We start from the raw sequence: 25,809 nt of genomic DNA on the forward strand, positions 1-25,809 counted from the left end.
AACTTGTGGGGCAGGCTGGGGCATATCCCCTCAGGAGGCCCTGTCCATGCCCAGAACATCCCGTTTTCTGACCGTCACCGCGCTTGGCCTTGCGCTGGCGCTGCCCCTTGCCGTCACCGCCCATGCCGAGGCCGCGATGGAGGGCCATTCCGGCCATGCGATGAGCGCCACCGCCGATGCCGCCCCCTCGACCACCGCCTATATCGACGCCAATGCGAAGATGCATGCGGCGATGGCGATCGACTTCACCGGCAATGCCGATGTCGATTTCGTGCGCGGCATGATCGGCCACCATCAGGGCGCCATCGACATGGCGAAGATCGTGCTGGAAAACGGCGCCGATCCCGAGGTGCGGCAGCTGGCGCAAAACGTGATCGCGGCGCAGACGGCCGAGATCGACTGGATGCGGAAATGGCTTGAGACCAACGCGCCGAAATAAGGCTCAGCCCGCGGCAATCACCGCGGCGGCGGATTGGATGCCGCCGCGGCCATGGGCGATGCCCAGAGCCTGCAACCCGGCCTCCATCACGGCAAGCGCGCCCAGCACCATATGCGCGTTCACATGGCCCATGTGACCCAGGCGCAGGAAATCCCCCGCCTCGGGCGTGCCGGGCGCCGCCATGCCAAGACCGATGCCGAGCGTCACCCCCGCCTCTGTCTCACACCAGCCGCGCAGCCGTTCCGCGCCGCCCTGCCCGATCCGCGCCGCCGTCACCGCACCCGAGCGATGCGCCGCCACCGGCACGTTCAGCGCGATGTCCCCGCCCTGCCCCCAGGCCTCGAAAGCCGCGGCGACGCTGCGGGACAGCGTGCGGTGCCGCGCCCAGACCTGCGGCAGACCTTCCTCGTCCAGGATCATCCTGAGCGCTTCCGACAGCCCGAAAAGATGATGCGTCGGCGCGGTGCCACCGAACTGCTGCCAGTATTCCTGCGCGAAGATCCGCGGCCGCCAATCCCAATAGGGCGTCACCAGATCGGCGCCCTTGCAGGCCGCAACCGCCTTGTCAGAGACCCAGACGAAGCCCAGACCCGGCGGCACCATCAGCCCCTTCTGGCTGGCCGCGACCATCACATCGACGCCCCAGTCGTCAAAGCGGAATTCATCGCAGCCCAGCGAGGCGATGCAATCGACCGCCAGCAGCGCCGGATGGCCCGCCGCATCGATCGCCGCCCGCACCGCCGCCACGTCGTTGCGCACCGAGGAGGCGGTATCGACATGGGTGAGCAGCACGACCTTGATCTTGCGCGCCGTATCGGCGCGCAGCGCGGCCTCGACCCGGGCCGGATCGACCGGCGCCTTGATGCCGAAATCAAGCGTCTCGACCGTGACCCCCAGCGCCCGGGCATGATGCGCCCAGCCCACGCCAAAGCGCCCGGTGATCAGCGACAGCGCGGTGTCGCCCCGCGAAAACAGGTTCGAGATCGCCGCTTCCCAGGCGCCATGGCCATTCGCCAGATAGATCGCCACATGGCCGGAGCTGAGCGCGACGCGGCGCAGATCGGTCATCACCTGCGCGGTCAGCTCGATCAGATCGCCTTCGTAGATGTTCGGCGCGGCACGGTGCATCGCGGTCAGCACCCGCTCCGGCATCACCGAGGGGCCGGGAATGGCAAGATAGGAACGTCCCTGGGCAAGGCTCATGCGGTCTCTCCGGCTGCTTTGACAGCGGTACCGAAGCCCCCCGGACCGGTCAACGGCGGGGCTTGTACCCGTCACAAACCGGGCGCCGCTTGTGACAGGCCGGTTTTCCGGCTATCGAACCGCCATGCCACCGGCAAGATCGAGGATCGCGTGACCAGTTCTTCCCCCTCCGCCCCCTCCTCGTCGCGCATCTTCGCGCGGGTCTGGCGCGATTATCTGCGGCGGCAATGGCCGCTGATGGCCGTCGCCATGCTGCTTCTGATGCTGGAGGGATCGACGCTTGGCCTGCTCAGCTGGATGATCGAGCCGCTGTTCGACCGCGTCTTCGCCCAGGGCCAGAACGGCGCGGTGATCTGGGTGGGCAGCGCGATCTTCGGGCTGTTCCTGATCCGCGCCATCACCTCGGTCGCGTCGAAAACGCTGCTGACCTCGGTGGCGCAGGCCTCCTCGACGGCGATGCAGATCGACATCGTCCGCCATATCCTGCGGCTTGATCAGAGCTTCTTTCAGACCAACCCGCCCGGCGCGCTGATCGACCGGGTGCAGGGCGACACGCTGGCGGTGCAGGGCGTCTGGAGCGTCTTCGTCTCGGGGGCGGGGCGGGATGCGGTCTCGCTGATATCGCTGTTCGTCGTGGCCCTGTCGATCGACTGGCTCTGGACGCTGGCGGCGCTGATCGGGGCGCCGCTGCTGATCGCGCCGACCGCGATGGCGCAGCGCTACATCCGCCGCAAGACCCGGCAGATGCGCGACGAATCCGGCCAGCGCGCGACGCGGCTGGACGAGGTGTTCCACGGCATCGCCGCGGTGAAGCTTTACCAGATGGAGGACTATCAGCTCGGCCGGTTTGCCGGGCTGGCGCATCGGATCCGCCGCGCGATGGTGAAGATGAGCTTCTCGCAATCGATCGTGCCCGCGCTGATCGACGTGATGACCGGGCTTGGCTTCTTTGCCGTGCTGCTGATGGCCGCCCCCGAGATCACCTCGGGCGCGCGCACGGTGGGCGAATTCATGTCCTTCTTCACCGCGATGACCCTGACCTTCCAGCCGCTGCGCCGTCTGGGCGGGCTTGCGGGCACCTGGCAATCGGCCCGCGCCAGCCTTGAGCGGCTTTACGAGGTGCTTGACATCGCGCCCGGCGTGCTGGCCCCCGCCCGTCCCGCCGCGGCGCCGGCGACGACGCTGATCCGCTTCGATCAGGTCGGCCTTTCCTATGGGCAAAAGCCGGTCCTGCGCGGGCTTTCCTTTACCGCGGAAGCGGGCAAGACCACCGCGCTTGTCGGCCCCTCGGGCGCCGGGAAATCGAGCGTCTTCAACCTGCTGACCCGGTTGGCCGAGGCGCAGTCGGGGGCGATCACCTTGGGCGGCGTGCCGATCACCGCGCTCGATCCGGCGGTCTTGCGCGGGCTTTTCGCGATGGTGACGCAGGATGCCGCGCTCTTTGACGAGACGATCCGGGAAAACATCCTGCTGGGCCGCAAGGATGTCGCGCCCGAGGTGCTGGCCCGCGCCATCGAGGTGGCGCATGTGCGCGAATTCGTCGAGGCGATGCCGCTTGGCCTCGACACCCCCGCCGGTCCGCGCGGCTCGGCGCTTTCGGGCGGGCAGCGCCAGCGCGTCGCCATCGCCCGCGCCGTGCTGCGCGATGCGCCGATCCTGCTTCTGGACGAGGCGACCTCGGCGCTCGACACCGCCTCCGAGGCGAAAGTGGCCGAGGCGCTGGCGACCCTCTCGCAGGGCCGCACGACGCTGGTGATCGCGCACCGGCTCTCGACCGTGCGCCATGCCGACAAGATCGTGGTGATCGTCGAGGGGCAGGTGGTGGAAGAGGGCACGCATGACGATCTGCTGGCCCGCGGCGGTGCCTATGCCACCCTGTGCCGGATGCAGCTTGTGGAATGAGCCCGCCGCCCCATAATGGGGGAAAAGGGGGGCGCCATGCGCAAGATCTTCGACATCACCGGCCAGGACCGCGAGCATTTCCTGCAGGGCCTTGTGTCCAATGACCTGCGGCGGCTGGCCGAGGGCCCGCTCTACGCCGCGCTGCTGACGCCGCAGGGCAAGTATCTGGCGGATTTCTTTCTGATCGCGCGGGGCGAGACGATCCTGCTCGATATCGAGGCCGCGATTGCCGAGGCCACCGTGGCGCGGCTGAACATGTATCGGCTGCGCGCCGATGTGGCGATCGCGCCCTCGGCGCTCTCGGTCTTTTGCGGCACCGGCCCCGCGCCCGAGGGCGCCCTGGCCGATCCGCGCCATCCGGCTCTGGGCTGGCGGCTTTACGGCGACCGGGATGGCGACGACGGCAGCGACTGGGACGCGCTGCGCGTGGCGCATCTGATCCCCGCCACCGGCATCGAGCTGACACCCGAGACCTATATCCTGGAAGCCGGGTTTGAACGGCTTCACGGCGTCGATTTCCGCAAGGGCTGCTATGTCGGGCAGGAGGTCACGGCGCGGATGAAGCACAAGACCGAACTGCGCAAGGGGCTGGTGCAGCTGGCGATTTCGGGCGCGGCGCCGGTGGGCACGCCGATCAAGGCGGGCGGCAAGACCGTCGGCACGCTTTACACGCAATCGGGCGGCAAGGCGCTGGCGCAGCTGCGGCTGGACGCGCTCGAGGGGCCGATGACCGCCGACGAGGCCCGGCTTTGGGCCGCGGAGGCGATCACAAAGCCGTGATCCGCGCGCCCGACTGGCGGCACGCCGAAAGGAAAGGCAAAGACTCGCGACGGCTGAACAAAAACGCGGCGCCGCGATATGGCCCTTGTTTTGCACGCTGCAGACTTGAACGCAACGGTTTGGTAACCATATATGGGCCGGTATTGGCGTTAACGGCACCTAAATACGGGGGCTGTTTCAGCAAGCCATGCGTCAGGTGCATGTCAGACATGCCTTACAGGGCATATCGAATCGGTGGGCAGGGGGCCTAGATGGCCGCCACGCCAGCAAACGCAAGAGCAATAAAAAAGGACGGAATAATGCGCGATTTCGTTGACGGCTCCGCATTCAACTATGAGCAAGGTCAGAGGGCGCGCAAGCTGTTTGCCGCGGTCGTTCTGGCGGCTCTGGATGATGCGATTGCCGATGACAAGAAATACGGCAACGGCCCCGAGCAGATCGCCCGCTGGGCGCGCTCGCGCGATGGGCGCGAGGTCTTGTCCTGCGCCGGGATCGACCCGAACGAGCGCGTGGTCAAGGGGCTGATGGAATTCGTGTCGAAAGGGGTGCGGACCTCGGTGGCACTGTCGCGCGAAGAAAGCGAACGGCGGATCGCGGCGGAAGAGGCGGAGGCGGCCTGACGGCCCCGCCCTGCCCGGAATGACAAACGGCGCGCCCAAGGCGCGCCGTTTCATTTTCGCACTGTCCTGTCCGGCCATGCCGTTGCGGCACCGTCAGGCGACACGGAAGACCGAAACCGGAAGGCCGGGGCCGAAGCCCCGCCCCCGGTGCCCGCAAGGTCCGGGTCAGTCGTAATCCTGCCCCAAAAGCGCGCGCTGGATTTCCCGGCGCACCAGCTTGCGGACGTTCTGGGTGATCCGCTCGCCCAGGCTGCCGCGCAGCTCCTCGCGCACGAGCTGGGCCACCATGTCGCGCAGCACCGCCTCGTCGATCAGCCCGTCTTCATATGACGGCACCAGCTCTTCCTCGTAAAGCTCCGAGACCTCGTCCAGATCCTGCCCCAGCTCGTCGCGCAGCTCTTCGTAGCTCGAGCGCATCGTGGCGGCGCTCTGCACCGTTTCCTCAGCCTCCGAGACGGCCAGACGCCGCGGCGGGGTCCGACGCGCCAGATTGAGTGTCGCTTCGGCCCAGTCCATGCCGACCCCCGACTCTTCGGGGCCGGTCTCGGCCGGAAGCTCGGGGTCGGCCATCTCGGCCTGCAGCTCCGCCACATGATCCTGTTGCGCAAGCAGCTCCGCCTCGGCCGCGGCCTCCAGCGCCTCTTCGGCGGCATCGGCACTCCAGTCCAGCGCGCTGTCCGCAAGCGGATCGGCCTCCGGCTCCGCCAGCGCAGGGCCCTCGTTCGGCGCAAGATCCTCGGTCGGCGCAGCGGCCTCCTCGGCCAGCGGCTCTGCAAGGGCTTCCGGCGCGGGCGCCTCGATCGCCTGACGCACCTCGGCCTCGAAGGCGTCGGGCAGCTCTGCCGTAGCCGCTTCGGGCTCCAGCGCGAAGGGATGGCCGGTGTCCGGCTCGAAGTCGAAGCCGCTTTCGGCCACCGCCGCCTCAAGCTCGGCAATCGTGCTTTCCAGCCGCGACAGCTCGTCGCCCAGATCGATCGCCGTCCCGGCCCCCGGATCGGCGATCTCCTCGGCCAGCGCCACATCGCCCTCGCCCGCAGCATCGATCGCGCTCGAGGCATCTTCCAGCACGACCCCGGCTTCGGCCAAAGCCGCCTCGGCCTCGGCCAGCAGCACCTCGGCCTCGGTCATCGGACGCGACGCGGGCACGACGGCAAAGGGACGGATGTCGGAGGGCGAAACCGCAGCGGAGGGCTGCAGCAGGAACGGCGCCGAAGCATCATGGGCCGGGACGATCTCGGCCTCGGCAGGGGCCTCGGGGACAAGTTCGGCGGCGGGTTCGGCGGGGGTGTCGACTGCGGCTTCGACAGCAATTTCGGCGGGAGCCTCGGCGGTCAAAACCGGCGCGGCCGCCTCGGCTTCCTCGGCCAGCGCGGGGTCGAGCGCAAGGGCAGGCGCGACAAAATCAAGGATCTCGGCCTCGACCGGCTCCGGCTCTGCCATCGTCCCGGGGGCGGCCTGCGCCGCGGTGCCGATCTCGGCCGCGACCTCGACCTCAGCGTCGAGCTCGGCGGTGCTCTCGACCTCGGGCCCGACTGCGACCGGATCTTCTGCGACCGGCTCTTCGTGCTCACCCGCGATCCCGGCCTCGGCTTCCGCATCCTCCTCGCCGATTCGCAGCGCCGGGGTCAGCACCAGGCATTCCGCCTCGGCCGCAAGCGGCGCGGGCTGTGCCGCGACCTCGGGCTGCGCGGCGGGCGCAGGGGGCGGCACCGGCATCGGCCGCACAGCCCCGGCATCGCGCGAGACCAGACGACGGATCGACGACAGGACGTCTTCAATTTCGATTTTCGTTTCGGGTTCGGACATCATGCTCCCAATCCTGCTCTCTGGCCGACACAAGGTCCGGCTGTTTGAATGAAGCAGAATTCCTCCTCCCGTGGACAGGGTCCGAGGGAAGCCGGGTCACACCCAGTCACAGCCACACAGTGCACAAGAACTCATTTCTTGCCGATGGCGCGCAAGACACGATCAAGAGCCTTGCCCTGATCGCTGAGAGGCGCGTTCTGCACCGCGTTATAGTAGGCTGCGGGGTCATAGGTGGGGATCCCGAGCTTGAGGTTTTCTACCGTCAAGAGTCCCATAGCGGACAAAAGTTGATAATATGCTACCTGCAAAGAAGCTTCCGCCGTAATCCGCGAGGCTTTCGCGTCCAGAAGGTCCTGTTCGGAGTTCAGAACGTCCAGCGTCGTCCGCGCGCCCAGCGTCGCCTCTTCGCGCACGCCCTGATAGGCCAGATCGGCGGCCTGGATCTGCTGGTCATAGGCGTTGATCTGCGCCCGGTAGACATCGATGCCGGCAAAGGCATTGGCGACGGCCTGCGCCACCTCGACGCCCGCCTGGCTCAGCCCGGCCCGGGCCTTGTCGCGGTTGGCAACGGCCTTGCGATTGGCCGAGGCGATGGCGCCGCCGGAATAGATCGGCTGCCCGATCGACAGCGACAGCGTCGAACTGCGCCCGCTATCTTTCGGATCCGCCAGCTTCGCCTGTCCGCTCACCGTGGGCAGATGCTGGGCATGGGCCAGTGCCACGCCCAGATCGGCGGCCGAGACCAGATGCTGGGCCTGCTTGATCGCCGGGTGCAGCCGCAGCGCCGTCGCATTCGCCTCGGCGGTCGTCTTCGGCAGCTTCGGCGCCTTCGGCAAGGACGAGAGCCGCTCGGGGTAATGGCCGATCACCGCCTTGTAGGCCTCGCGCGCGGCCTTGTATTGCCCCTGCGCAGCCGCCAGCGCGGCCCGCGCCCCGGCCAGGGACGCCTCGGCCTGCGACACGTCGGTCTTCGTCACCTCGCCGACATCGAACCGATCCTGCGCGGCTTTCAGCTGTTCCGAAATCACCCGCACCGAATTCTCGGTGATCGCCACCTGTTCGGCCGTGGCCTTGGCATCGGCATAGGCCTTGACGGCGGACAGCAGCACATCCTGTTCGGTCGACAACAGCGCGGCACGCGTGGCGAGGACAGTCTCCTTCTGGATATCGACGCTCAGGCGATTGCGGCCAAAGTCGAACAGCGTCCAGTCGAGCGTCAGCGCCATCGTCGCCTCCAGCTCTTTCCAATGGCCGTCGTCGCAATTCGCGGCAAACGAGACCTGCACCGGAATGTTGCAGCGGCTTTTCGAGAATTCCGCCCCCCATTTCGCCACCGGCCGCAGCGCCGCCACGGCCGTCGCCACATCCTCGTCAGCGGCGCGCAAGGTGGCGCGGTTCTGCTCCAAGAGATGCGAGACCTTGTAGGCCGAGACCAGCGCATCGGCCAGCGTCTCGGCCGAGGCGGACAGCGACCCGGCCAGCAGGCCAAGCCCGGCGACGGTGGCCAGAAGAAGGGGTTTGAACGTTCTGCGCTTCATGCCTCGGATCCTCTTGCTGCACCGCTGCCCGGCTGCTGTCCCGCCGTTTCACGGCGATAACATTCATTTCCGCCGATATGAGCCGAATTCGGCCCCAAAGGCAATCAGAGCACGAATTCTTTTGCGCGGGTGAAGCCCGGAAGCACCGGGGCCGCGGCGTTGAACGCGTCGCGCCAGGCCAGGATGCCATCGATCTTTCGGCCGATCCGCACCGTGCCCAGCTGCCCCTGCAGGAAGATCGCCGCGATCCGGCCGCCGTCCCGCAGCTGCGCCGTGATCGCCGCGGGCACCTGCTCGACGCCCCCCTCGATCACGATCACGTCATAGGGGCCTTCCTCCGCGGCGCCGTCGGCCAGCCGCCCCTCGACGACGGTCACGCCCTCGATGTCCTGCACCGACAGATGCGCCTCGGCCGAGGCGGCCAGCGCGCCTTCCTCCAGCGCGACGACGGCCTGCGCCATCCGCGCAAGGACGGCAGAGGAATAGCCCATGCCCGCCGCGATATCGAGCACCCGGTCCCCGGGCTGGATATCGAGCGCATCGAGCATCTTGGCGAAATTGCGCGGTTCAAGCAGCCAGCGCCCCTGCCCCAGATCGAGGTTTTCGCCGACATAGGCGGCCTCGCGGCGGGCGTCGGGCACATAGGCTTCGCGCGGGACGGCCAGCATCGCTTCGATGATCGGGAATTTCGTCACGTCATTGGGGCGAACCTGGGTGTCGACCATCATGGTGCGGCGGGCGGCGAAATCCGGCATGGGGGAACTCTTCCGTCTGAGCGTTGCGTTGCGCGGTTTTGCCACAGAAGTCGCAAGGGAGCAACGGTCGGTGGCGGGCTGCGCCCGGTGTTGCATACCATGGTGCACGGAACAAGCTGCAAAGTCGGCGCAAGACCCCTTGCACGGCGCGGTGTGATTGGGTAGGTGGAAGACACCTCACGGCGGCGGGTTGGCGGAGAGGTTACGCAGCGGATTGCAAATCCGTGAAGACCGGTTCGATTCCGGTACCCGCCTCCAGCTTCCCCGGCAATGCGGAAAGCCGGTCAGACCAGCCCCTCATCCTCGATGTTCAGCACCACGCCGCAATGCTTGCAGTGCACCGCATCGGCGTCATGCAGCAAAAGTCCGCAGCTGGGGCATTTGTGACGCACCTTCCGCGGCCGGAACAGCACCTGCGCCAGCCGCAAAAACAGCGTCACGCCGACGATCATCACCACCACCGAGATCATCCGCCCCGAAGTGCCCTGCAGCGTGATATCGCCAAAGCCCGTCGTCGTCAGCGTCGTCACGGTGAAATACAGCGCATCGGCATAGTTGCCGATCTGCGGATTGCGCCCGGCCTGGGTCGCATGGATCAGCCCGGTCATCACGAACAGGAAGACCGCCAGGTTGACCGCCGCCAGAATCACCTCCTCATGCTTGCGAAACAGCCGGAAATCCTGCCGCAGCCGCCCCAGCATCTGATAGGCATGCAACAGCCGCAGCGTCCGCAGCACCCGCAGGAACCCCAGCTGCGCCCCCAAAAGCGGCGCCAGGAACGACACCATCGCCACCACATCGGCCCAGGTCGTCAGCCGCCCCCAGAACGCGGCCTTGCGCTCCTCGACGGCGAAGCGCGCGACGAAATCCAGCACGATCACCGCCCCGATCACCACATCCGCCGCCACGATCCACGGCGCCATCGGCAGGAACGAGGTCACGATCACGAACACGATCGTCGCCAGATCGAAGGCCAGCAGCGCATAGCGGAACCGATGCGCCCGTTTCGAGCGCCCGTGATAGAGGTTGCGCAACTCTTTCAGCATCCGGTCCCTCCCAACGGGCTTTGGCGGCTCACCCCTTCCCCAAAGGCCCCGTTTCCCCTATCTAGCCACAAACTTCCCTTTCCCAAGGTGCGCGCAATGGCTTCCTATCAATATGTCTACCACATGGATGGCGTCTCGAAGACCTATCCCGGTGGCAAGAAATGCTTCGAGAATATCCGCCTGAACTTCCTTCCCGGTGTCAAGATCGGGGTCGTCGGCGTCAACGGCGCGGGGAAATCGACGCTGCTGCGCATCATGGCGGGGATCGACAAGGATTTTCAGGGCGAGGCCTGGGCCGCCAAGGGCGCCAAGGTCGGCTATCTCTCGCAGGAGCCGCAGCTCGACGAGTCGCTGAGCGTGCGCGAAAACGTCATGCTGGGCGTGGCGGAAAAGACCGCGAAAATCGCGCGCTACAATGACCTGGCGATGAACTATTCCGACGAGACCGCCGAGGAAATGGCGCGTCTGCAGGACGAGATCGACGCCGAGAACCTCTGGGATCTCGACAGCCAGGTCGATATCGCGCTCGAAGCGCTGCGCTGCCCGCCCGATGACGCGAATGTGGCGACGCTGTCGGGCGGCGAACGCCGCCGGGTGGCGCTGTGCAAGCTGCTGCTGGAAGCGCCCGACATGCTGCTTCTGGACGAACCGACCAACCACCTTGACGCCGAGACCATCGCCTGGCTGCAAAAGCACCTGATCGACTACAAGGGCACGATCCTCTGCGTCACCCACGACCGTTACTTCCTCGATGACATCACCTCGTGGATCCTGGAACTCGAGCGCGGCCGCGGCATCCCCTATGAGGGGAACTATTCCAGCTGGCTGGAACAGAAGGCCAAGCGGCTGGAACAGGAAGCCCGCGAGGACAAGGCCAAGCAGAAGGTCATGGAAAAGGAGCTGGAATGGATCCGCGCCGGCGCCAAGGCCCGTCAGGCGAAATCCAAGGCCCGGATCGCGGCCTACGACAAGATGGCCGAGGAAGGCGTCAAGGAACGCGTCGGCAAGGCGCAGATCATCATTCCGAACGGCCCGCGTCTGGGCGGCAAGGTGATCGAGGTCGAAGGCCTGAAGAAGCACATGGGCGACAAGCTCTTGATCGAGAACCTCAGCTTCTCGCTGCCGCCGGGCGGCATCCTTGGGGTGATCGGCCCGAACGGCGCCGGGAAATCGACGCTGATCAAGATGCTGGTCGGCGCCGAGGCCCCGGACGAGGGCACGATCACGCTGGGCGACACGGTGAAGCTGGCCTATGTCGATCAGTCGCGCGACGCGCTGGATGCGAACAAGAACGTCTGGGAGGAAATCTCGGGCGGGGCGGAACTGATCGAACTGGGCGATGCGCAGGTGAACTCGCGCGCCTATTGCGGTGCCTTCAACTTCAAGGGCGCGGATCAGCAGAAGAAAGTGGGCCTGCTCTCGGGCGGGGAACGCAACCGCGTGCACATGGCGAAACTGCTGAAATCGGGCGGCAACGTGCTGCTGCTTGACGAACCGACGAACGATCTGGACGTGGAGACCCTTCAGGCGCTGGAAGCGGCGATCGAGGATTTCGCGGGCTGCGCGGTGATCATCTCGCACGACCGTTTCTTCCTGGACCGGCTTTGCACGCATATTCTGGCGTTCGAGGGCGACGCCCATGTGGAATTCTTCGAGGGCAACTTCGAGGATTACGAAAACGACAAGATCCGCCGTCTGGGCCCGGACGCGGTCGAGCCGAAGCGGGTGAAGTACAAGAAGTTCACAAGGTAAGATGGACATGAAGCCCCGCCACTGGCGGGGCTTTTTCTTGCAAATTGATGCGCCGCAGGCGAAAATATGTTCGCGCTTGATGCGTATGTTGCGCGGATGCTATTTTTGCTCCGCGCGTCTATTTTGAATTTACGCGCTGCGTTTGCGGAAGTGAGGTTGAAGTGAAAATTTCGAAGTCTCAAGTCGACAAAGCTGGCAGAATACTCAGCGATCCACTTCGACCATATGACGAAATCGCGCTGGAACTCGATTATGCCTTCGAAGAGTACAGAAAAGAGCACTTGGAGCCGCTAACTAAGCTCACCTTGGATCTGCAAGCATGGCTGCAGACCTATAGACAAGAATATTACATTGCCCAAAGACTCAAGAGAAAACCGCAAATTTTAAGAAAACTGCGCCGTTTTAGTGTTAGGTTATCGCAACTGCAAGATATCGGGGGCTGTCGGATTGTCGTCGAATCAAATGATGACGCTGACAAGCTTATTACATATGTGACCGGGAAGATCGCCGCGGATAGCTCCTATTCTCTGGAAAGGATATCAGATTATCGCGATTGGGGGCGCGATGACTCTGGATATCGCGCATATCACATTATCTTGAAAAGCGCGGGACGTTTCCTTGAGCTTCAGATTCGAAGCAAGTTGCAGCATTATTGGTCCGAAAGCATTGAGCGAACTTCTGTTATTTATGGATTTCGTTTAAAGGAGCAAGAGGGAGACCCAGAGGTTCTACGCTACTTTAAGAGATTCTCAAATGCGCTGCATCTAATTGAGCAAGACAAGCGCCTTGCTGCAGAAACTGAAATTGAACTTCAACAATCGCGGGAGCTGGCCGAAGCGATAATTGGTCAATCCGTCAAACGGGGATCTCTAGCAAGTTACGTAAATGAGAACATCATCAAGACTCTATCGGAAGTTGAGCGCCGTTCGGAGGCGGGCCTAAACAACTGGATTCTAGTATTTGACTGGACAGATGGAAACTTCTGCTTTTGGGATATTGTTGGCCGCAATCCTGCCGACGCAATCGAGGCATATATGAAGTATGAATCTCAGTATCCCGAGGAAGACAAGTATGAAGTTGTCATGATCGGGTCATCGGACATTTCCTCGGTCAAACACACTCACAGTCACTATTTCGGCATCGAGCATCATAGCAGCGCCTTGGAGGAAATGGAGCAAGCCATTATTGGTTTGTCTAGCCGTATGTCCATGGACGTCGGCGCAAGAAGAATACTCGCAACGCTGAAGCGTCAAGGGCGCTGGGGGAAGAAAAACATTAAGGTTGCAACTTTAAAAAATCATTTCTGCCAAAATGTTGCGACTTTTGAAGATTCGCTTCAACTGCTGCGAGACCGCGGTTTTCTGCTGGGCGATGATCCCGTATCCTTGGACATTAAGAGAAATAAAGAAATTGGCGAACTGGTCTAAATGTATCCCATAACCCGCATCCATACCACCCTGCCCGACACCGCCACCGCAAAAACCCTCGCGGGAGCGCTCCTGCAGGCCCGCCTTGTCGCCTGCGCCCATATCGCGCCGCCGGGGCTTTCGCTTTACACGTGGAACGGCACGGCCGAGGAAAGCCCCGAGGTGCAGCTCTGGCTCAAGACCACGCCCGAGCGCGCGGCCGAGGCCGTTGCGGAGCTTGCGCGGCGGCATCCCTATGACTGCCCGATGATCCTGACCGATACGGTCGAAGCCAATCCTGCCTATGCCGTCTGGGTGGCAGAACAGGTGGCGTAAGGGCTGCTGGCCCTTCGCCTGCGCTTCGGGCGTTCGGGGCTCGCCCCTAGCCCTCGCAAGCGTGCTCGGGCGTTCGACGCTCAAATCGTTCCACTGGAACGATTTGACCCCGCCAAAGGCGGGGTCGCTGGCCCTTCGCTTGCGCTCCGGGCGTTCGGGGCTGAAAACGCTCCACCGGAGCGTTTTCCCGGGGGCGAAGCCCCCGGCGCCCCTCACTCATCCATCTTCAACGCTGCAATGAACGCCGACTGCGGGATCTCCACCTTCCCGAACTGGCGCATCTTCTTCTTCCCGGCTTTCTGCTTCTCCAGCAGCTTCTTCTTCCGCGTCGCGTCGCCGCCGTAGCATTTCGCCGTCACGTCCTTGCGCATCGCCGACAGCGTCTCGCGCGCGATCACCCGGCCGCCGATCGCCGCCTGAATCGGGATCTTGAACATGTGCCGCGGGATCAGATCCTTCAGCTTCTCCACCATCGCCCGGCCCCGCCCCTCGGCGCGGTCGCGGTGCACCATGATCGAGAGCGCATCCACCGGCTCGTCATTCACCAGAATCGACATCTTGACCAGGAAATCCTCACGGTATTCGGCCAGCTGATAGTCGAAACTCGCATAGCCCTTGGTCACCGATTTCAGCCGGTCGTAGAAGTCGAACACCACCTCGGACAGCGGCAGGTCGTAGACCACCATCGCCCGCGAGCCCGCATAGGTCAGATCCATCTGGATGCCGCGGCGATCCTGACACAGCTTCAGCACGTCGCCCAGATAATCGTCGGGAACCATGATGGTGGCCTTGATCCGCGGCTCCTCGATATGATCGACATAGGTCAGGTCGGGCAGGTCGGCGGGGTTGTGCAGATCGCGGACCTCGCCGTCCTTCATGTAAAGCTTGAACACGACCGAAGGCGCGGTGGTGATCAGATCAAGGTCATATTCGCGTTCCAGCCGGTCGCGCACGACTTCAAGGTGCAGAAGACCAAGGAAGCCGCAGCGGAAGCCAAAGCCCAGCGCGGCCGAGGTTTCCATCTCATAGGTGAAGCTCGCGTCGTTCAGCGCCAGTTTCTCGATCGCGTCGCGCAGCGGCTCGAAATCATTCGCATCGACCGGGAACAGGCCGCAGAACACCACCGGCTGGGCGGGCTTGAACCCCGGCAGGGCCGCGTCGCAGGGTTTGCGTTCATGGGTGATGGTGTCGCCGACGCGGGTGTCGCGGACTTGTTTGATACTGGCAGTCAGCACGCCGATCTCGCCCGGGCCAAGCTCGGCAATGTCGACCATCTGCGGCTTCAAGACGGCCAGCTTGTCGATCCGGTAGCTCGCCCCGGTCTGCATCATCTTGATCTGGTCGCCCTTGCGGACAACGCCATCCATGACGCGGATCATCACGACGACGCCCAGATAGGGGTCGTACCAGCTGTCCACCAGCATCGCCTTCAGGGGTGCGTCCACATCGCCCTCGGGCGCGGGCAGGCGGTGCACGATCGCCTCCAGCACATCGGGAATGCCAAGCCCGGTCTTGGCCGAAATCGGAATCGCATCCGAGGCGTCGATGCCGATCACATCCTCGATGTTCTTCTTCACCGCATCCGGGTCGGCGGCGGGCAGGTCGATCTTGTTCAGCACCGGCACGATCTCGTGCCCGGCATCAAGCGCCTGATAGACATTCGCCAGCGTCTGCGCCTCGACGCCCTGCGAGGCGTCGACGACCAGAAGCGAACCTTCCACCGCGCGCATCGAGCGGCTGACCTCATAGGCGAAGTCGACGTGGCCGGGGGTGTCGATCAGGTTCAGGATGTAAGTGCGCCCATCCTTGGCCGGATAGTCGATCCGCACGGTGTTCGCCTTGATGGTGATGCCGCGCTCGCGCTCGATATCCATGCTGTCGAGCATCTGCTCTTTCATGTCGCGCGCGGCCACCGTGCCCGTCATCTGGATCAGACGGTCGGCAAGCGTGGATTTGCCGTGGTCGATATGCGCCACGATGGAGAAGTTGCGGATGTGATCGAGCTTTTTCATGGGCGCGCAAATAGCAGCAATTCAAGGGTGCGGGAAGGGGGATTGCGGCGACGGGCCGGGCCGTGGCGCCGCGGCGGGATCGGGGGAAAAACCGCGAGGGCACGGCCGTTGACGCAACCGCCGGGCGAGTGGTAGCGTTATCTGGCCAGACCACCGGCGCCTTGCAGACGAACGACCGGACATCTCATCAAGGGAGGAGAGAGAGAATGCCGAGAGCCGATTGCACTGCCGTCACACAACCTGTCGAAACCGGAGGCTGAGGCGGATCATGACCACGCAAACCACCCTGAACGGGCCGCTCACCCTCACCGCGCTGAACAACCGCAATGTCGGGCTGGTCTCCTTCATCCGGCTCAAGGGCTATTTGCCCGATGCGGGCTGGATCGTGACCGGCGAGGCGGCACTGACCACCTCGGGGGTGCTGGTGTCGCTGCGCACCCGCAGGCGCCCCGGGACCTTCCCCGAGGCCGCGCAGCCGCTGGCGATCGAATATGCGCTTGGCCAGCTGCACCCGGGCGAGCGCGCCTATCGCGTCATCTGTGACGGGGCCACGCTGGCCACAGGCAAGATGATGTTCTGAACCGGGCTGCGGGCGGCCATGCAATCGCGGTTGACGCCGCCCGCGGATCGCGCCAGATCATGCTAGATCCAGCGCGGAGGCCCCGATGATCCTGTCCGTTCCCAACATGACCTGCGGCCATTGCAAGGCCAGCGTGGAAGCTGCCATCACCGAAGTGGGCGGCAAGGCCCTTGTCAGCCTGGAAGACCGCGAGGTCGAGGTGAACGGCCTGCCCGAGGAAACCGTCCTGGCTGCCCTCAAGGCCGCGGGCTTCGAGGCCGAAGTCATCGCCTGACCCAGATTTCGGTGAAAATCCCTCCCTTGCCGCCAGATCTGGCGGTATCCCGGCTTAATCGGCGGAAAGCTGCCGAAGCCATTGTGCCTGCTTGTCGAATCCCCTAAAACATCGGTCAAATCGACGGGAAACGGGCATGAACCCGACCCGCAACCGAAGAGCAGAGCATGATGAAATATCTTCTTTCCGCCGCCTTGGTTCTTGCGGGAACCACGGCTTTTGCCGGGCCGATCGACCGGGCCTGCCTGAACGCCGGACGCACCGCCGACCGGGCATTGTGCGGCTGCATCCAGCAGGTCGCTGACCAGTCCCTGTCGCGGTCGGACCAGCGCCGGGCGGCGAAATTCTTCGAAGACCCGGATCAGGCGCAGGAAACCCGCGTTTCCGACCGCGCCGCGGACGAGGATTTCTGGGCCCGCTACAAGGCCTTCGCCCAGGCTGCCGAAGCTTACTGCGCGCGCTGAAGCCGCATCAGCAACGCCCTTGCGCCTGCCTCGATGATGTCGAGGCAGCCGTCGAAATCGCGGGTGTAATAGGGGTCGGGCACCTCGGACACGCCGCGTTTGCTCTGCAGGAACATTTCCAGCCGCGCCGTCGCATCGACGGGCTGCAGCGCCTGCGCATCGCGATAATTCTGCCGGTCCATCGCCAGAATCAGGTCGAAGTCACGGAAATCCGCCGGTTTCAGCTGCCGCGCCCGCAGCGCGCTCAGGTCATGGCCGCGCGCGCTGGCCGCCGCCTGCATCGGACCATAGGGCGGCTCTCCGACATGCCAGGCACCGGTTCCGGCGCTGTCGAGCGTGACCGGCACCCCGGCCTGCGCGGCCAGTGTGCGAAAGACCCCCTCGGCGGCGGGGGAACGACAGATATTGCCAAGGCAGAGAAACAGGATACGCATGAGGGGGTGTTTACCAAGGGGAAACGCCGATGGCCAGAATCGTGATTCTCACAGGTGCGGGAATATCTGCCGAAAGTGGCCTGCGCACCTTCCGCGCCAGCGACGGGCTGTGGGAGGAGCACCGGATCGAGGATGTGGCAACGCCCGAAGGCTTTGCCCGCGATCCGGCCTTGGTGCACAGGTTCTACAACCAGCGCCGCGCTGCGGCGGCGGCGGCCCTGCCGAATGCGGCGCATCAGGCCCTGGCGCGACTTGAAGCCGCAGGGGCGCATCACCTGCTGGTGGTGACGCAAAATGTCGACGACCTGCACGAACGCGCCGGGACGCAGAACCTGATTCACATGCATGGCACACTGACCGGCGCGCAGTGTGCCGCCTGCGATCACCGCTGGCCCGCCCCCGCCGCGATGCGGCCCGCCGACCCCTGCCCCGCCTGCGGCACCACCGCGACACGGCCCGACATCGTCTGGTTCGGCGAGATGCCCTACCGGATGGACGAGATCTGGGCGGCGCTGCGGGCGGCCGATCTGTTCGTCTCGGTCGGCACCTCGGGGAATGTCTATCCGGCCGCCGGGTTTGTCGCCGATGCCCGGCATGGGGGCGTGGCGACGCTGGAGCTGAACCTCGAGCCCTCGCAGGGCACGCGGCTCTTCGACGAGGCGCGGCACGGCCCGGCCACACAGGTGGTTCCGGCCTGGGTGGATGAGATGCTTTGCACATGAATCGCTTGACGCGGGGCGGCTTTGGCCCTATGCCCCGCGAACGGATTTCCGGGCACCGCGCGCAGCGGGTCCCGCAGTATTGGAAGTGGGCCGCGTCGCCCGAGGAAACGAAGGAACAACGCCATGTCGCGCGTCTGCGAACTGACCGGCAAAGGCCCGATGTCGGGCAACAACATCAGCCACGCGAACAACAAGACGCGTCGCCGCTTTCTGCCGAACCTGAACGAAGTCACCCTGATCTCGGACGTTCTGGGGCAATCGTTCCAGCTGCGTGTTTCGGCCGCTGGCCTGCGCACCGTCGATCACCGCGGTGGTCTGGATGCTTTCCTCGCGAAAGCCTCGGATGACGAGCTGTCGCCGAATGCGCTGAAAATCAAGAAAGCCATCGCCAAGGCGCAAGCCGCGGCGTGATTGGCCGCCACGTGATCGGCTGATCCACGGATCGAAAACCCCGCCTTTGGCGGGGTTTTTTCATGTCGCTCACCCTTGCAAGGCCGCCAGCATCTCGGCCGCCGCCACCGCGGGGGCCGTCTGCCCCGCGGCCACGGCGCCGCCCAAAGCCTGCATCCGCGCCCGAATCGCCGGATCGCTCACCAACCGCGCCAGCAGCCCCTCGCGCACCTCGGTCTCGAACCAGTGCCGCGCCTGTTCGGCCCGGCGGCGGTCGAAATGCCCCTTCTCCCGGCGCCATGCGGCCAGCCGCTGCATGTCCTCCCAGGCGGATTTCAGCCCCTCCTCGGCCAGCGCGGAGACCGGCACCGCTTTCGGAAAGCCCTCGGGGTCCTGCGGACGGCGCCGCAACAGCCGCAGCGCGCCCGCGTAATCCGAGACCGTTCGCAGCGCGGCAGGCTTCAGATCGCCATCGGCCTTGTTGACCAGAATCATGTCGGCCATTTCCATGATGCCGCGCTTGACGCCCTGCAATTCATCCCCGCCCGCAGGCGCCATCAAAAGAATGAACAGATCGGTCATTTCGGCCACCAGCGTTTCCGACTGCCCGACGCCCACCGTCTCGATCAGCACCACATCAAACCCCGCCGCCTCGCACAGCGACACCGCCTCGCGGGTGCGTCGGGCGACGCCGCCCAGCTGCGCCTGAGAGGGCGAGGGCCGGATGAACGCCGCAGGCTCGCGCGAGAGCCGCTCCATCCGGGTCTTGTCGCCCAGGATCGAGCCGCCCGAGCGCGCCGAGGACGGATCGACCGCCAGCACCGCGACCCGATGCCCAAGCCCGACCAGCATCATCCCGAAGCTTTCGATGAAGGTCGATTTGCCCACCCCCGGCGTGCCGGAAAGCCCGATCCGCAGCGCCTTTTTCGCCGTGCCCAGCCGGTCCAGCAGCGCCGTCGCCTGCGCCCGGTGATCGGCGCGGCCCGATTCCACCAGCGTGATCGCCCGGGCCAGCGCCCGGCGTTCACCGGCCAGGATACGGGGGGCAAGATCGGCGGCAGTATCAGGGGAAAAGGTCATGGCGTGCCTGTGCGAAACGGTGCCGGTCGAACGAAATCGTCAACCGGCGTGAAACGGTTTCGGTTTCATGCCCTCAACGGGCGGTGTATGTCCAGTCCGAAGGCATCCGCAGAGCAGGCCCATGACAGCAGTCCCCCCCCTTTCCGTTTTCATCACCGGCCTTGCGCTGGCGCTGGCCCAGCCCGCGCTCGCCGATCAAAGCGACCGCATCGTCTTCGACATCCTGCTCAAGGGGCTGAAAGCCGGAGAGCTGGCGATCGACGGCAAGATCGCGGGCGGGGCCTATGCCGCCAATGGCGTGGTGAAGACCACCGGCCTTGCGGGCATGATCAAGAAGATCCGCTACGACGCCACCGCCAGCGGAAGCTTTGCGAAATCCCGCTTCACCCCGCGCGCGGTCGAGGTTGCCTCGCAGCGCGGCGATGACCGCTCGAAGAACACGATGATCTACAAGAACGGCACCCCCGCCTCGGTCAGCCACGAGCCGCCGCGGGTGCCGCGCCCGACCGATGTCGACCCGGCGCAACAGGGCGGCACGATCGACCCGCTGACCGCGCTTTACGCCGTGCTGCGCGATGTCGACCGCGACGAGGCCTGCACGCTGAACGTGACGATGTTCGATGGCGTGCGGCGCTCGCAGGTGGCGCTGTCGGCGCCGCAGGTGCAGGGCGAGGGCGTCGTCTGTGCGGGGGAATATCGCCGCATCGCCGGGTTCAAGGAAAAGGAAATGGCGGAAAAGACCCGCTTTCCCTTTACCCTCACCTATGCGCCCACCCCTGACGGCACGCGGCTGCGGGTGGTCGATATCGCCACCGACACGATCATCGGCCAAGGCCGCCTGACCCGGCAGTGACGGCATCGCTTCCCATTGATGATAGTCTGCCCGATCTGGTCGACGCCCTGCGTCGCACCGGGCGGGCGGTGCTGATGGCGCCGCCGGGCGCGGGCAAGACCACCCGCGTTCCCTTGGCGCTGCTCGATCTTGTGCCGGGCCGCATCCTGATGCTGGAGCCGCGCCGTCTGGCCGCCCGCGCGGCTGCCGAACGGATGGCGGAAACCCTGGGCGAGAGCGTCGGGCAAACCGTCGGCTACCGCATCCGCGGCGAGGCGAAGCTCTCGAAAGCGACCCGGATCGAGGTGGTGACCGAGGGCATCCTGACCCGGATGATCCAGTCCGACCCGGAGCTGACCGGCATCGGCTGCGTGATCTTCGACGAATTCCACGAACGCTCGCTGAATGCCGATCTCGGCCTCGCGCTGGTCTGGGAGGCGCGCACCGCGCTGCGCCCTGATCTGAGGCTCGTGGTGATGTCGGCAACGCTCGATGCCGCGCCGGTGGCCGCGCTTCTGGACGACGCGCCGATCCTGCGCTCCGAGGGCCGGGCCTTTCCGGTCGAAACCCGCTGGCTGGGCCGGCCTTTGGCACCGGGGATGCGGCTCGAGCCCGCCGTGGCGGGGCTCGTCGAGCAGGCCGTGGCGGAAACCACCGGCGGCGTTCTGGTCTTCCTGCCCGGCGAGGCCGAGATCCGCCGCACCGAATCGCTTCTGCGCGACCGGCTGCCCGCGGGCGTGCAGCTGCGCCCGCTTTTCGGCGCGATGGACTTTGCCGCGCAACGCGCCGCGATTGCGCCCTGCGAAAGCGGTCGCAAGGTCGTGCTGGCGACTGCGATCGCCGAAACCTCGCTGACGATTCAGGACATCCGCGTCGTCGTCGATGCCGGTCGCGCCCGGCGGCTGCGCTTCGATCCCGCCTCGGGGATGGCGCGGCTGGTGACCGAGCGGGTGTCGCGTGCCGAGGCCGAGCAACGCCGCGGCCGGGCAGGCCGTGTGGCCGAGGGGATCTGTTACCGGCTCTGGACCAGGGGAGAGGAAGGCGCGCTGCCCGGTTTCGCGCCCCCCGAAATGGCGGTGGCCGATCTGGCGGGGCTGGCGCTGGAACTTGCGCAATGGGGCAGCGACGGCGCGGATCTGGCCTTCCTGACCCCGCCGCCCGGGCCCGCTTTGGCCGAGGCGCGGGCGCTTCTGCAAAGCCTTGGCGCGCTGACGGGCGGCCGGATCACCGATCACGGCAAGGCGCTCGCTGCCCTGCCGCTGCATCCGCGTCTCGCCCATATGCTGGTGACGGCAGGCCCCGAGGCCGCGACCTTGGCCGCGCTTTTGGAAGACCGCGACCCGATCCGCGGCGCCTCGGCCGATCTGACCCTGCGCCTCTCGGCCATTGCCAACCCGGGCCGGTTTGAGGCCGACCATCCCGGCCAGCTGCATCGCGGCACCATCGAGCGCATCCGTCTGGAAGCGAAACGCCTGGCCCGCATGGTCGAGCCGGTCAACACGCGTCATTCCCCGGCCGAGATGCTGGCGCTGGCCTATCCCGACCGGATCGGGCTTAGGCGCAAGGGCGATGCCGCCCGTTACGTCCTTTCCGGCGGCAAGGGCGCGGTGGTGGACGAGGCCGATGGTCTGGGCAAGCATCGCCTCATCGTCGCCTCGGATCTGGATGGCGACCCGCGCGAGGCCCGCGTCCGGCAGGGCCTCGCGCTTGCCGATGCCGAGCTGCGCCGCCTTTACGGTGATCGCATCGCCTGGGTCGATCTGTGCGAATGGAGCAAGCGCGAGGGCCGCGTGGTGGCCCGGCGGCAGGAGCGTTTCGGCGCGCTGGTGCTGGAAGACCGGCACTGGCCCGAGGCCCCGCCCGAGGCGATCGCCCGCGGCGCGCTGGATGGTCTGCGCCAGATCGGCCTGACGCTCTCGCCCGGCGCCGCCCGCTTCCGCGCCCGCGTCGATATCCTGCGCGCCGATGGCGTCGATCTGCCCGACCTTTCCGATGCCGCCCTTCTGGGGTCAGAGGCGCTGCTGCCCTGGCTGAAAAAGGCCCGGACCGAGGCGGATCTGCGCAATCTTGACCTGACCGAGGCTTTGCGCGCCCAGCTTGACTGGGGCCAGATGGCAGAGCTTGACCGCCTTGTGCCGGGTCATTTCGAAACCCCCTTGGGCCGGCGCGTGCCGATCGACTATGGCGCCGAGGTGCCGACGATCGAGGTGAAACTGCCCGAGATGTATGGCGTCACCACCCATCCCAGCGTCGGACCGAAACGGCATCCGCTGCGGATCGAACTGCTCTCACCCGGGGGCAAGCCGATTCAGGTGACGATGGACCTGCCCGGTTTCTGGGACGGCTCTTACGCCGAGGTCCGCAAAGAGATGCGCGGCCGCTATCCGCGCCACCCCTGGCCGGAAAACCCGCGCGAGGCCGACCCGACAACGCGGGCGAAACCGCGCGGCACCTAAAGGCTGGCGATAACGTCCGCGGTGGTCGAAAGCGTGGCGAAATCGGCGCCCAGCAGTCCGAAGGTGACCCGGGCGATCTCTTCGGCCGAAAGCCCCATCCCCGGCAGATCGAAGCCCAAACAGGCATCGCGCGGCAAGATCACCGCAAAGCCCAGATCGGCGGCCGCGCGCACGGTCGAGGTGACGCAAAAGCCCAGCACCGCGCCGGTGACGATCAGCCGGTCGATCCCCTGCCCGCGCAGATGCGCCGCCAGTTCGGTCGAAGCAAAGGCGGAGGAGGTTGATTTGACAAACACCGCCTCGCCGGGCAGAGCCGCATCACAGGGCATCGGCTGCGCCCCGGGCGCATCGGCGTGAAGGGGTGAGGCCGGATCGGCGTCGTGATGGCGCACGTGCGCGACGGCCACCCCCTTTGCCCGGCAGGCCGCAGCCAAAGCAGCGATCGCCGCCCCGGCATCACGGTTCACCGCGGCGCGGCCCGCATCAAGCCGCGCCTGCATCTCCATCTGCATGTCGATGATCAGGAGCGCGGTCTTGCCCATCGCCTTGCCCTTTTTCTTGGTTCAAATACGCCGGGGGGCCGGGGCATTGCCCCGGCGGGGCAGCGCCCCCGGCCTTGCCTTTACTTGCCCAAAGCCCAGCGCATGATCGCCTTTTGCGCATGCAGCCGGTTTTCCGCCTCGTCGAAGATCACCGAATGCGGCCCGTCCATCACGGCGCTGGTCGCCTCGTCGTTGCGATGCGCGGGCAGGCAATGCATGAACAAGGCATCGGGTTTTGCCTTGGCCATCAGCGTCTCGTTCACCTGATAGGGGCGCAGCTGGTTGTGGCGGCGTTCCTTGGCCGATTCCGGGTCGTGCATGCTGACCCAGGTGTCGGTGACGACCAGATCGGCGCCCTCGACCGCCTTGGCCGGATCGCGCTCGATCACCACATTCGCGCCCTTGGAGCGGGCAAAGTCGATCCAGTCGCGTTCCGGGTCAAGCGTCTGCGGCCCGGTGAAGGTCAAGTCAAACCCGAACTGCCCCGCCGCCTGCAGGAAGCTGGCGCAGACATTGTTGCCGTCGCCCGACCAGACCACCTTGCGCCCGGCGATCGGGCCGCGGTGTTCTTCATAGGTCATGATGTCTGCCATGATCTGGCACGGATGGGTGCGGTTCGTCAGCCCGTTGATCACCGGGACCGAGGCATATTCCGCCATCTCCAGCAGCGTCGCCTCTTCGAAGGTGCGGATCATGATCAGATCGACATAGCGCGAGAGCACCCGGGCGGTGTCGGCGATGGTCTCGCCATGGCCCAGCTGCATCTCCTTGCCCGAGAGCACCATCGTCTGCCCGCCCATCTGCCGCACGCCGACATCGAAGCTGACGCGGGTCCGGGTCGAGGGTTTTTCGAAGATCAGCGCCACCATGCAGCCCGCCAGCGGCTGTTCGTCATCGAGCGCGCCTTTCGGGCGGCCGAGGCGCGCGGTCTTCATCGCGCGGGCGCTGTCGATCATCACGCGCAGATCGGCCGGGCTGGTGGTGTGGATGTCAAGAAAATGGGTCACGTCGGTTTCCTTGCCGAGCGGCCGGGGGCTCTGCCCCCGGACCCCCGGGATATTTGTGGCAAGATGAAATCAGGCCGGTTGGGTTTCGAGCGCGGTGGCGGCGGCGTCCAGACGGCGGACGGCCTCGGCCATGTCGTCTTCGGAGATGGTCAGCGCGGGCAGAAGCCGCAGCACATTATCGGCCGCGGGCACGGTCAGCAGGTTCTGCGCATAGGCCGCCTTGACCACATCCCCGGGCGGCAGCTTGCAGCGCAGACCCAGCATCAGGCCCTGACCGCGCACCTCCTCGAAGATATCGGGATGGGCGGCGACAAGACCTTCGAGGCACTGACGCAGGAAGCCCGCCTTGCGGCTGACCGTGTCAAGGAAGCCCGGCGCGGTGACGATCTCGATCATCTTCGCGCCGATCGCGCAGCCCAGGGGATTGCCGCCATAGGTCGAGCCATGCGTGCCCGCGATCATCCCCGAGGCAGCGTTTTCCGTGGCCAGCACCGCGCCGAGCGGAAAGCCGCCGCCGATGCCCTTGGCCACCATCATCACATCGGGGGTGACGCCCGCCCATTCATGCGCGAAAAGCTTGCCGGTGCGGGCGACGCCGCATTGCACCTCGTCAAAGACGAGAAGCGTGCCGGTGGCGTCGCAGATCTCGCGAAGCGCCTTCAGGAAGCCCTCGGGCGCGGGTCGGATGCCGCCCTCGCCCTGAATCGGTTCGATCAGGATCGCCGCGGTGGTCTCGGTGACGGCGTTCCTCACCGCCTCCAGATCGTCCCAGGGCAGATGTTTGAACCCGGGCAGCAGCGGGCCGAAGCCCTTGACCATCTTTTCCGATCCGGCGGCGGCGATGGCGGCCGAGGACCGGCCATGGAAGGCGCCCGAGAAGGTGAGGATGTCGGTGCGTTCGGGCTGGCCCTTTTCGTAGAAATGCTTGCGCACCATCTTCACGGCAAGCTCACAGGCCTCGGTGCCCGAATTGGTGAAGAAGACGGTATCGGCAAAGGTATGGGCCACCAGCATGTCGGCCAGCCGTTCCTGTTCCGGGATCCGGTAGAGGTTCGAGACATGCCAGAGCTTGCCCGCCTGTTCGGTGAGCGTCGCCACCAGTTCGGGCGCGGCATGGCCGAGCGCGTTGACCGCGATCCCGGCGCCCAGATCAAGGTATCGGCTGCCATCCGCGGTCCAGAGCCAGGAGCCCTCGCCACGCACGAAGGCGAGGGGGGCACGGGTGTAGGTCGGCAACACGGAAGCGATCATTTGCGGCTCCTGAAAAAGGAAGGCCAAGGCGTGCAACAGGCGCGGGGCGGCTGTCAACGGTCCGGGACCTTCGGGGGCGGTTTTGTGGAAAGGGTGTGGCGACAAGCCACGGCAGATCGGGCGTCAGGCGCGGGTGCGGCGACGTCGGGGACGGGCAAGAAGGGCGGTCCGGGTGATCATGC

The 25,809-nt window shown here is 65.7% G+C and carries 26 protein-coding genes and 1 tRNA gene; 15 read left to right on the forward strand and 12 right to left on the reverse strand.

What is annotated here, in order from left to right; translation table 11 throughout:
- The first annotated feature begins 46 nt into the window (after nucleotides 1-46).
- Nucleotides 47-439: a CopM family metallochaperone gene (gene copM / locus AC4PTB_RS15345; protein WP_492190741.1), complete on the forward strand. Its 393-nt coding sequence runs from the start codon at nucleotides 47-49 to the stop codon at nucleotides 437-439.
- A 3-nt stretch (nucleotides 440-442) separates the two neighbouring features.
- On the opposite strand, the gene AC4PTB_RS15350 is transcribed toward copM, so the two are convergent.
- Nucleotides 443-1,642, reverse strand: a complete 1,200-nt coding sequence (locus AC4PTB_RS15350) for a pyridoxal-phosphate-dependent aminotransferase family protein (protein ID WP_492190742.1) — start codon at nucleotides 1,640-1,642, stop codon at nucleotides 443-445.
- 237 nt (nucleotides 1,643-1,879) lie between these two features.
- On the opposite strand from AC4PTB_RS15350, the gene AC4PTB_RS15355 reads away from it, so the two are divergent.
- On the forward strand, nucleotides 1,880-3,544 hold the full coding sequence (locus tag AC4PTB_RS15355; RefSeq protein WP_492192647.1) for an ABC transporter ATP-binding protein: 1,665 nt from the start codon (nucleotides 1,880-1,882) through the stop codon (nucleotides 3,542-3,544).
- A 36-nt stretch (nucleotides 3,545-3,580) separates the two neighbouring features.
- On the forward strand, nucleotides 3,581-4,324 hold the full coding sequence (ygfZ, locus tag AC4PTB_RS15360; RefSeq protein ID WP_492190743.1) for a CAF17-like 4Fe-4S cluster assembly/insertion protein YgfZ: 744 nt from the start codon (nucleotides 3,581-3,583) through the stop codon (nucleotides 4,322-4,324).
- Here the strand turns inward: ygfZ and AC4PTB_RS15365 are convergent.
- The gene (locus AC4PTB_RS15365) at nucleotides 4,311-4,535 is read right to left on the reverse strand and encodes a hypothetical protein (protein ID WP_492190744.1); all 225 of its coding nucleotides are present in this window, start codon (nucleotides 4,533-4,535) and stop codon (nucleotides 4,311-4,313) included. The two genes, ygfZ and AC4PTB_RS15365, sit on opposite strands and share 14 nt — an antisense overlap.
- Nucleotides 4,536-4,623: 88 nt before the next feature.
- Here AC4PTB_RS15365 and AC4PTB_RS15370 point away from each other — a divergent pair, with 88 nt between their 5' ends.
- Nucleotides 4,624-4,944 (forward strand): DUF6280 family protein, encoded by a 321-nt coding sequence (locus tag AC4PTB_RS15370; RefSeq protein ID WP_013068809.1) that lies wholly within the window; start codon nucleotides 4,624-4,626, stop codon nucleotides 4,942-4,944.
- A gap of 165 nt (nucleotides 4,945-5,109) precedes the next feature.
- Here the strand turns inward: AC4PTB_RS15370 and AC4PTB_RS15375 are convergent, their stop codons facing one another.
- From AC4PTB_RS15375 to AC4PTB_RS15385, 3 genes are all read right to left on the reverse strand, one after another.
- Nucleotides 5,110-6,750 (reverse strand): hypothetical protein, encoded by a 1,641-nt coding sequence (locus AC4PTB_RS15375; protein WP_492190745.1) that lies wholly within the window; start codon nucleotides 6,748-6,750, stop codon nucleotides 5,110-5,112.
- Nucleotides 6,751-6,881: 131 nt separating this feature from the next.
- Nucleotides 6,882-8,288: a TolC family outer membrane protein gene (locus AC4PTB_RS15380; RefSeq protein ID WP_492190746.1), complete on the reverse strand. Its 1,407-nt coding sequence runs from the start codon at nucleotides 8,286-8,288 to the stop codon at nucleotides 6,882-6,884.
- A 104-nt stretch (nucleotides 8,289-8,392) separates the two neighbouring features.
- Nucleotides 8,393-9,043 carry a protein-L-isoaspartate O-methyltransferase family protein gene (locus tag AC4PTB_RS15385; RefSeq protein ID WP_492190747.1) on the reverse strand — a complete coding sequence of 217 codons (651 nt, stop codon included), beginning with the start codon at nucleotides 9,041-9,043 and terminating at the stop codon, nucleotides 8,393-8,395.
- Between the two features lie 184 nt (nucleotides 9,044-9,227).
- Here AC4PTB_RS15385 and AC4PTB_RS15390 point away from each other — a divergent pair.
- A tRNA-Cys gene (locus tag AC4PTB_RS15390) sits at nucleotides 9,228-9,301 on the forward strand.
- A 26-nt stretch (nucleotides 9,302-9,327) separates the two neighbouring features.
- Here the strand turns inward: AC4PTB_RS15390 and AC4PTB_RS15395 are convergent.
- Nucleotides 9,328-10,089, reverse strand: a complete 762-nt coding sequence (locus AC4PTB_RS15395) for an ion channel (RefSeq protein ID WP_492190748.1) — start codon at nucleotides 10,087-10,089, stop codon at nucleotides 9,328-9,330.
- 96 nt (nucleotides 10,090-10,185) lie between these two features.
- On the opposite strand from AC4PTB_RS15395, the gene ettA reads away from it, so the two are divergent.
- The 3 genes from ettA (at nucleotide 10,186) to cutA (ending at nucleotide 13,583) form a co-directional block, all read left to right on the forward strand.
- Nucleotides 10,186-11,841, forward strand: a complete 1,656-nt coding sequence (gene ettA, locus AC4PTB_RS15400; RefSeq protein ID WP_492190749.1) for an energy-dependent translational throttle protein EttA — start codon at nucleotides 10,186-10,188, stop codon at nucleotides 11,839-11,841.
- A 161-nt stretch (nucleotides 11,842-12,002) separates the two neighbouring features.
- On the forward strand, nucleotides 12,003-13,268 hold the full coding sequence (locus tag AC4PTB_RS15405; protein ID WP_492190750.1) for a RelA/SpoT-related domain-containing protein: 1,266 nt from the start codon (nucleotides 12,003-12,005) through the stop codon (nucleotides 13,266-13,268).
- On the forward strand, nucleotides 13,269-13,583 hold the full coding sequence (cutA, locus tag AC4PTB_RS15410; RefSeq protein ID WP_492190751.1) for a divalent-cation tolerance protein CutA: 315 nt from the start codon (nucleotides 13,269-13,271) through the stop codon (nucleotides 13,581-13,583). It begins immediately after the preceding gene.
- A 212-nt stretch (nucleotides 13,584-13,795) separates the two neighbouring features.
- Here the strand turns inward: cutA and lepA are convergent, their stop codons facing one another.
- Nucleotides 13,796-15,595 (reverse strand): translation elongation factor 4, encoded by a 1,800-nt coding sequence (gene lepA, locus AC4PTB_RS15415; RefSeq protein WP_492190752.1) that lies wholly within the window; start codon nucleotides 15,593-15,595, stop codon nucleotides 13,796-13,798.
- Nucleotides 15,596-15,863: 268 nt separating this feature from the next.
- Here lepA and AC4PTB_RS15420 point away from each other — a divergent pair, with 268 nt between their 5' ends.
- From AC4PTB_RS15420 to AC4PTB_RS15430, 3 genes are all read left to right on the forward strand, one after another.
- Nucleotides 15,864-16,175 (forward strand): hypothetical protein, encoded by a 312-nt coding sequence (locus tag AC4PTB_RS15420; RefSeq protein ID WP_492190753.1) that lies wholly within the window; start codon nucleotides 15,864-15,866, stop codon nucleotides 16,173-16,175.
- An 85-nt stretch (nucleotides 16,176-16,260) separates the two neighbouring features.
- Entirely contained in the window at nucleotides 16,261-16,449 is a 189-nt protein-coding gene (gene copZ, locus AC4PTB_RS15425) for a copper chaperone CopZ (protein ID WP_013068822.1), read from the forward strand.
- A gap of 167 nt (nucleotides 16,450-16,616) precedes the next feature.
- Nucleotides 16,617-16,913, forward strand: a complete 297-nt coding sequence (locus AC4PTB_RS15430) for a hypothetical protein (RefSeq protein WP_492190754.1) — start codon at nucleotides 16,617-16,619, stop codon at nucleotides 16,911-16,913.
- On the opposite strand, the gene AC4PTB_RS15435 is transcribed toward AC4PTB_RS15430, so the two are convergent.
- On the reverse strand, nucleotides 16,898-17,347 hold the full coding sequence (locus AC4PTB_RS15435; protein WP_492190755.1) for a low molecular weight protein-tyrosine-phosphatase: 450 nt from the start codon (nucleotides 17,345-17,347) through the stop codon (nucleotides 16,898-16,900). The genes AC4PTB_RS15430 and AC4PTB_RS15435 overlap by 16 nt on opposite strands.
- A gap of 29 nt (nucleotides 17,348-17,376) precedes the next feature.
- On the opposite strand from AC4PTB_RS15435, the gene AC4PTB_RS15440 reads away from it, so the two are divergent.
- Together AC4PTB_RS15440 and rpmB are read left to right on the forward strand one after the other, a co-directional pair.
- Nucleotides 17,377-18,069, forward strand: coding sequence for an NAD-dependent deacylase (locus tag AC4PTB_RS15440; RefSeq protein ID WP_492190756.1), 693 nt, complete (start codon nucleotides 17,377-17,379; stop codon nucleotides 18,067-18,069).
- 123 nt (nucleotides 18,070-18,192) lie between these two features.
- A complete protein-coding gene (gene rpmB, locus AC4PTB_RS15445) occupies nucleotides 18,193-18,480 on the forward strand; it encodes a 50S ribosomal protein L28 (protein WP_444463262.1) in 288 nt (95 codons plus the stop codon).
- Between the two features lie 69 nt (nucleotides 18,481-18,549).
- Here the strand turns inward: rpmB and meaB are convergent, their stop codons facing one another.
- Nucleotides 18,550-19,539, reverse strand: a complete 990-nt coding sequence (meaB, locus tag AC4PTB_RS15450) for a methylmalonyl Co-A mutase-associated GTPase MeaB (protein WP_492190757.1) — start codon at nucleotides 19,537-19,539, stop codon at nucleotides 18,550-18,552.
- Nucleotides 19,540-19,660: 121 nt separating this feature from the next.
- Here meaB and AC4PTB_RS15455 point away from each other — a divergent pair, with 121 nt between their 5' ends.
- Nucleotides 19,661-20,392, forward strand: a complete 732-nt coding sequence (locus tag AC4PTB_RS15455) for a DUF3108 domain-containing protein (protein ID WP_492190758.1) — start codon at nucleotides 19,661-19,663, stop codon at nucleotides 20,390-20,392.
- Nucleotides 20,389-22,827, forward strand: coding sequence for an ATP-dependent helicase HrpB (hrpB, locus tag AC4PTB_RS15460; protein WP_492190759.1), 2,439 nt, complete (start codon nucleotides 20,389-20,391; stop codon nucleotides 22,825-22,827). The genes AC4PTB_RS15455 and hrpB overlap by 4 nt, the downstream gene beginning before the upstream one ends.
- Here the strand turns inward: hrpB and AC4PTB_RS15465 are convergent.
- The 3 genes from AC4PTB_RS15465 to AC4PTB_RS15475 form a co-directional block, all read right to left on the reverse strand.
- Nucleotides 22,824-23,369, reverse strand: coding sequence for an isochorismatase family protein (locus tag AC4PTB_RS15465; protein ID WP_492190760.1), 546 nt, complete (start codon nucleotides 23,367-23,369; stop codon nucleotides 22,824-22,826). The two genes, hrpB and AC4PTB_RS15465, sit on opposite strands and share 4 nt — an antisense overlap.
- 80 nt (nucleotides 23,370-23,449) lie before the next feature.
- On the reverse strand, nucleotides 23,450-24,376 hold the full coding sequence (gene argF / locus AC4PTB_RS15470) for an ornithine carbamoyltransferase (protein ID WP_492190761.1): 927 nt from the start codon (nucleotides 24,374-24,376) through the stop codon (nucleotides 23,450-23,452).
- A 69-nt stretch (nucleotides 24,377-24,445) separates the two neighbouring features.
- The gene (locus AC4PTB_RS15475) at nucleotides 24,446-25,627 is read right to left on the reverse strand and encodes an aspartate aminotransferase family protein (RefSeq protein WP_492190762.1); all 1,182 of its coding nucleotides are present in this window, start codon (nucleotides 25,625-25,627) and stop codon (nucleotides 24,446-24,448) included.
- Nucleotides 25,628-25,809: the final 182 nt, after the last annotated feature.

It is taken from the genome of Rhodobacter sp. 4.3.4 (genome assembly GCF_058724655.1).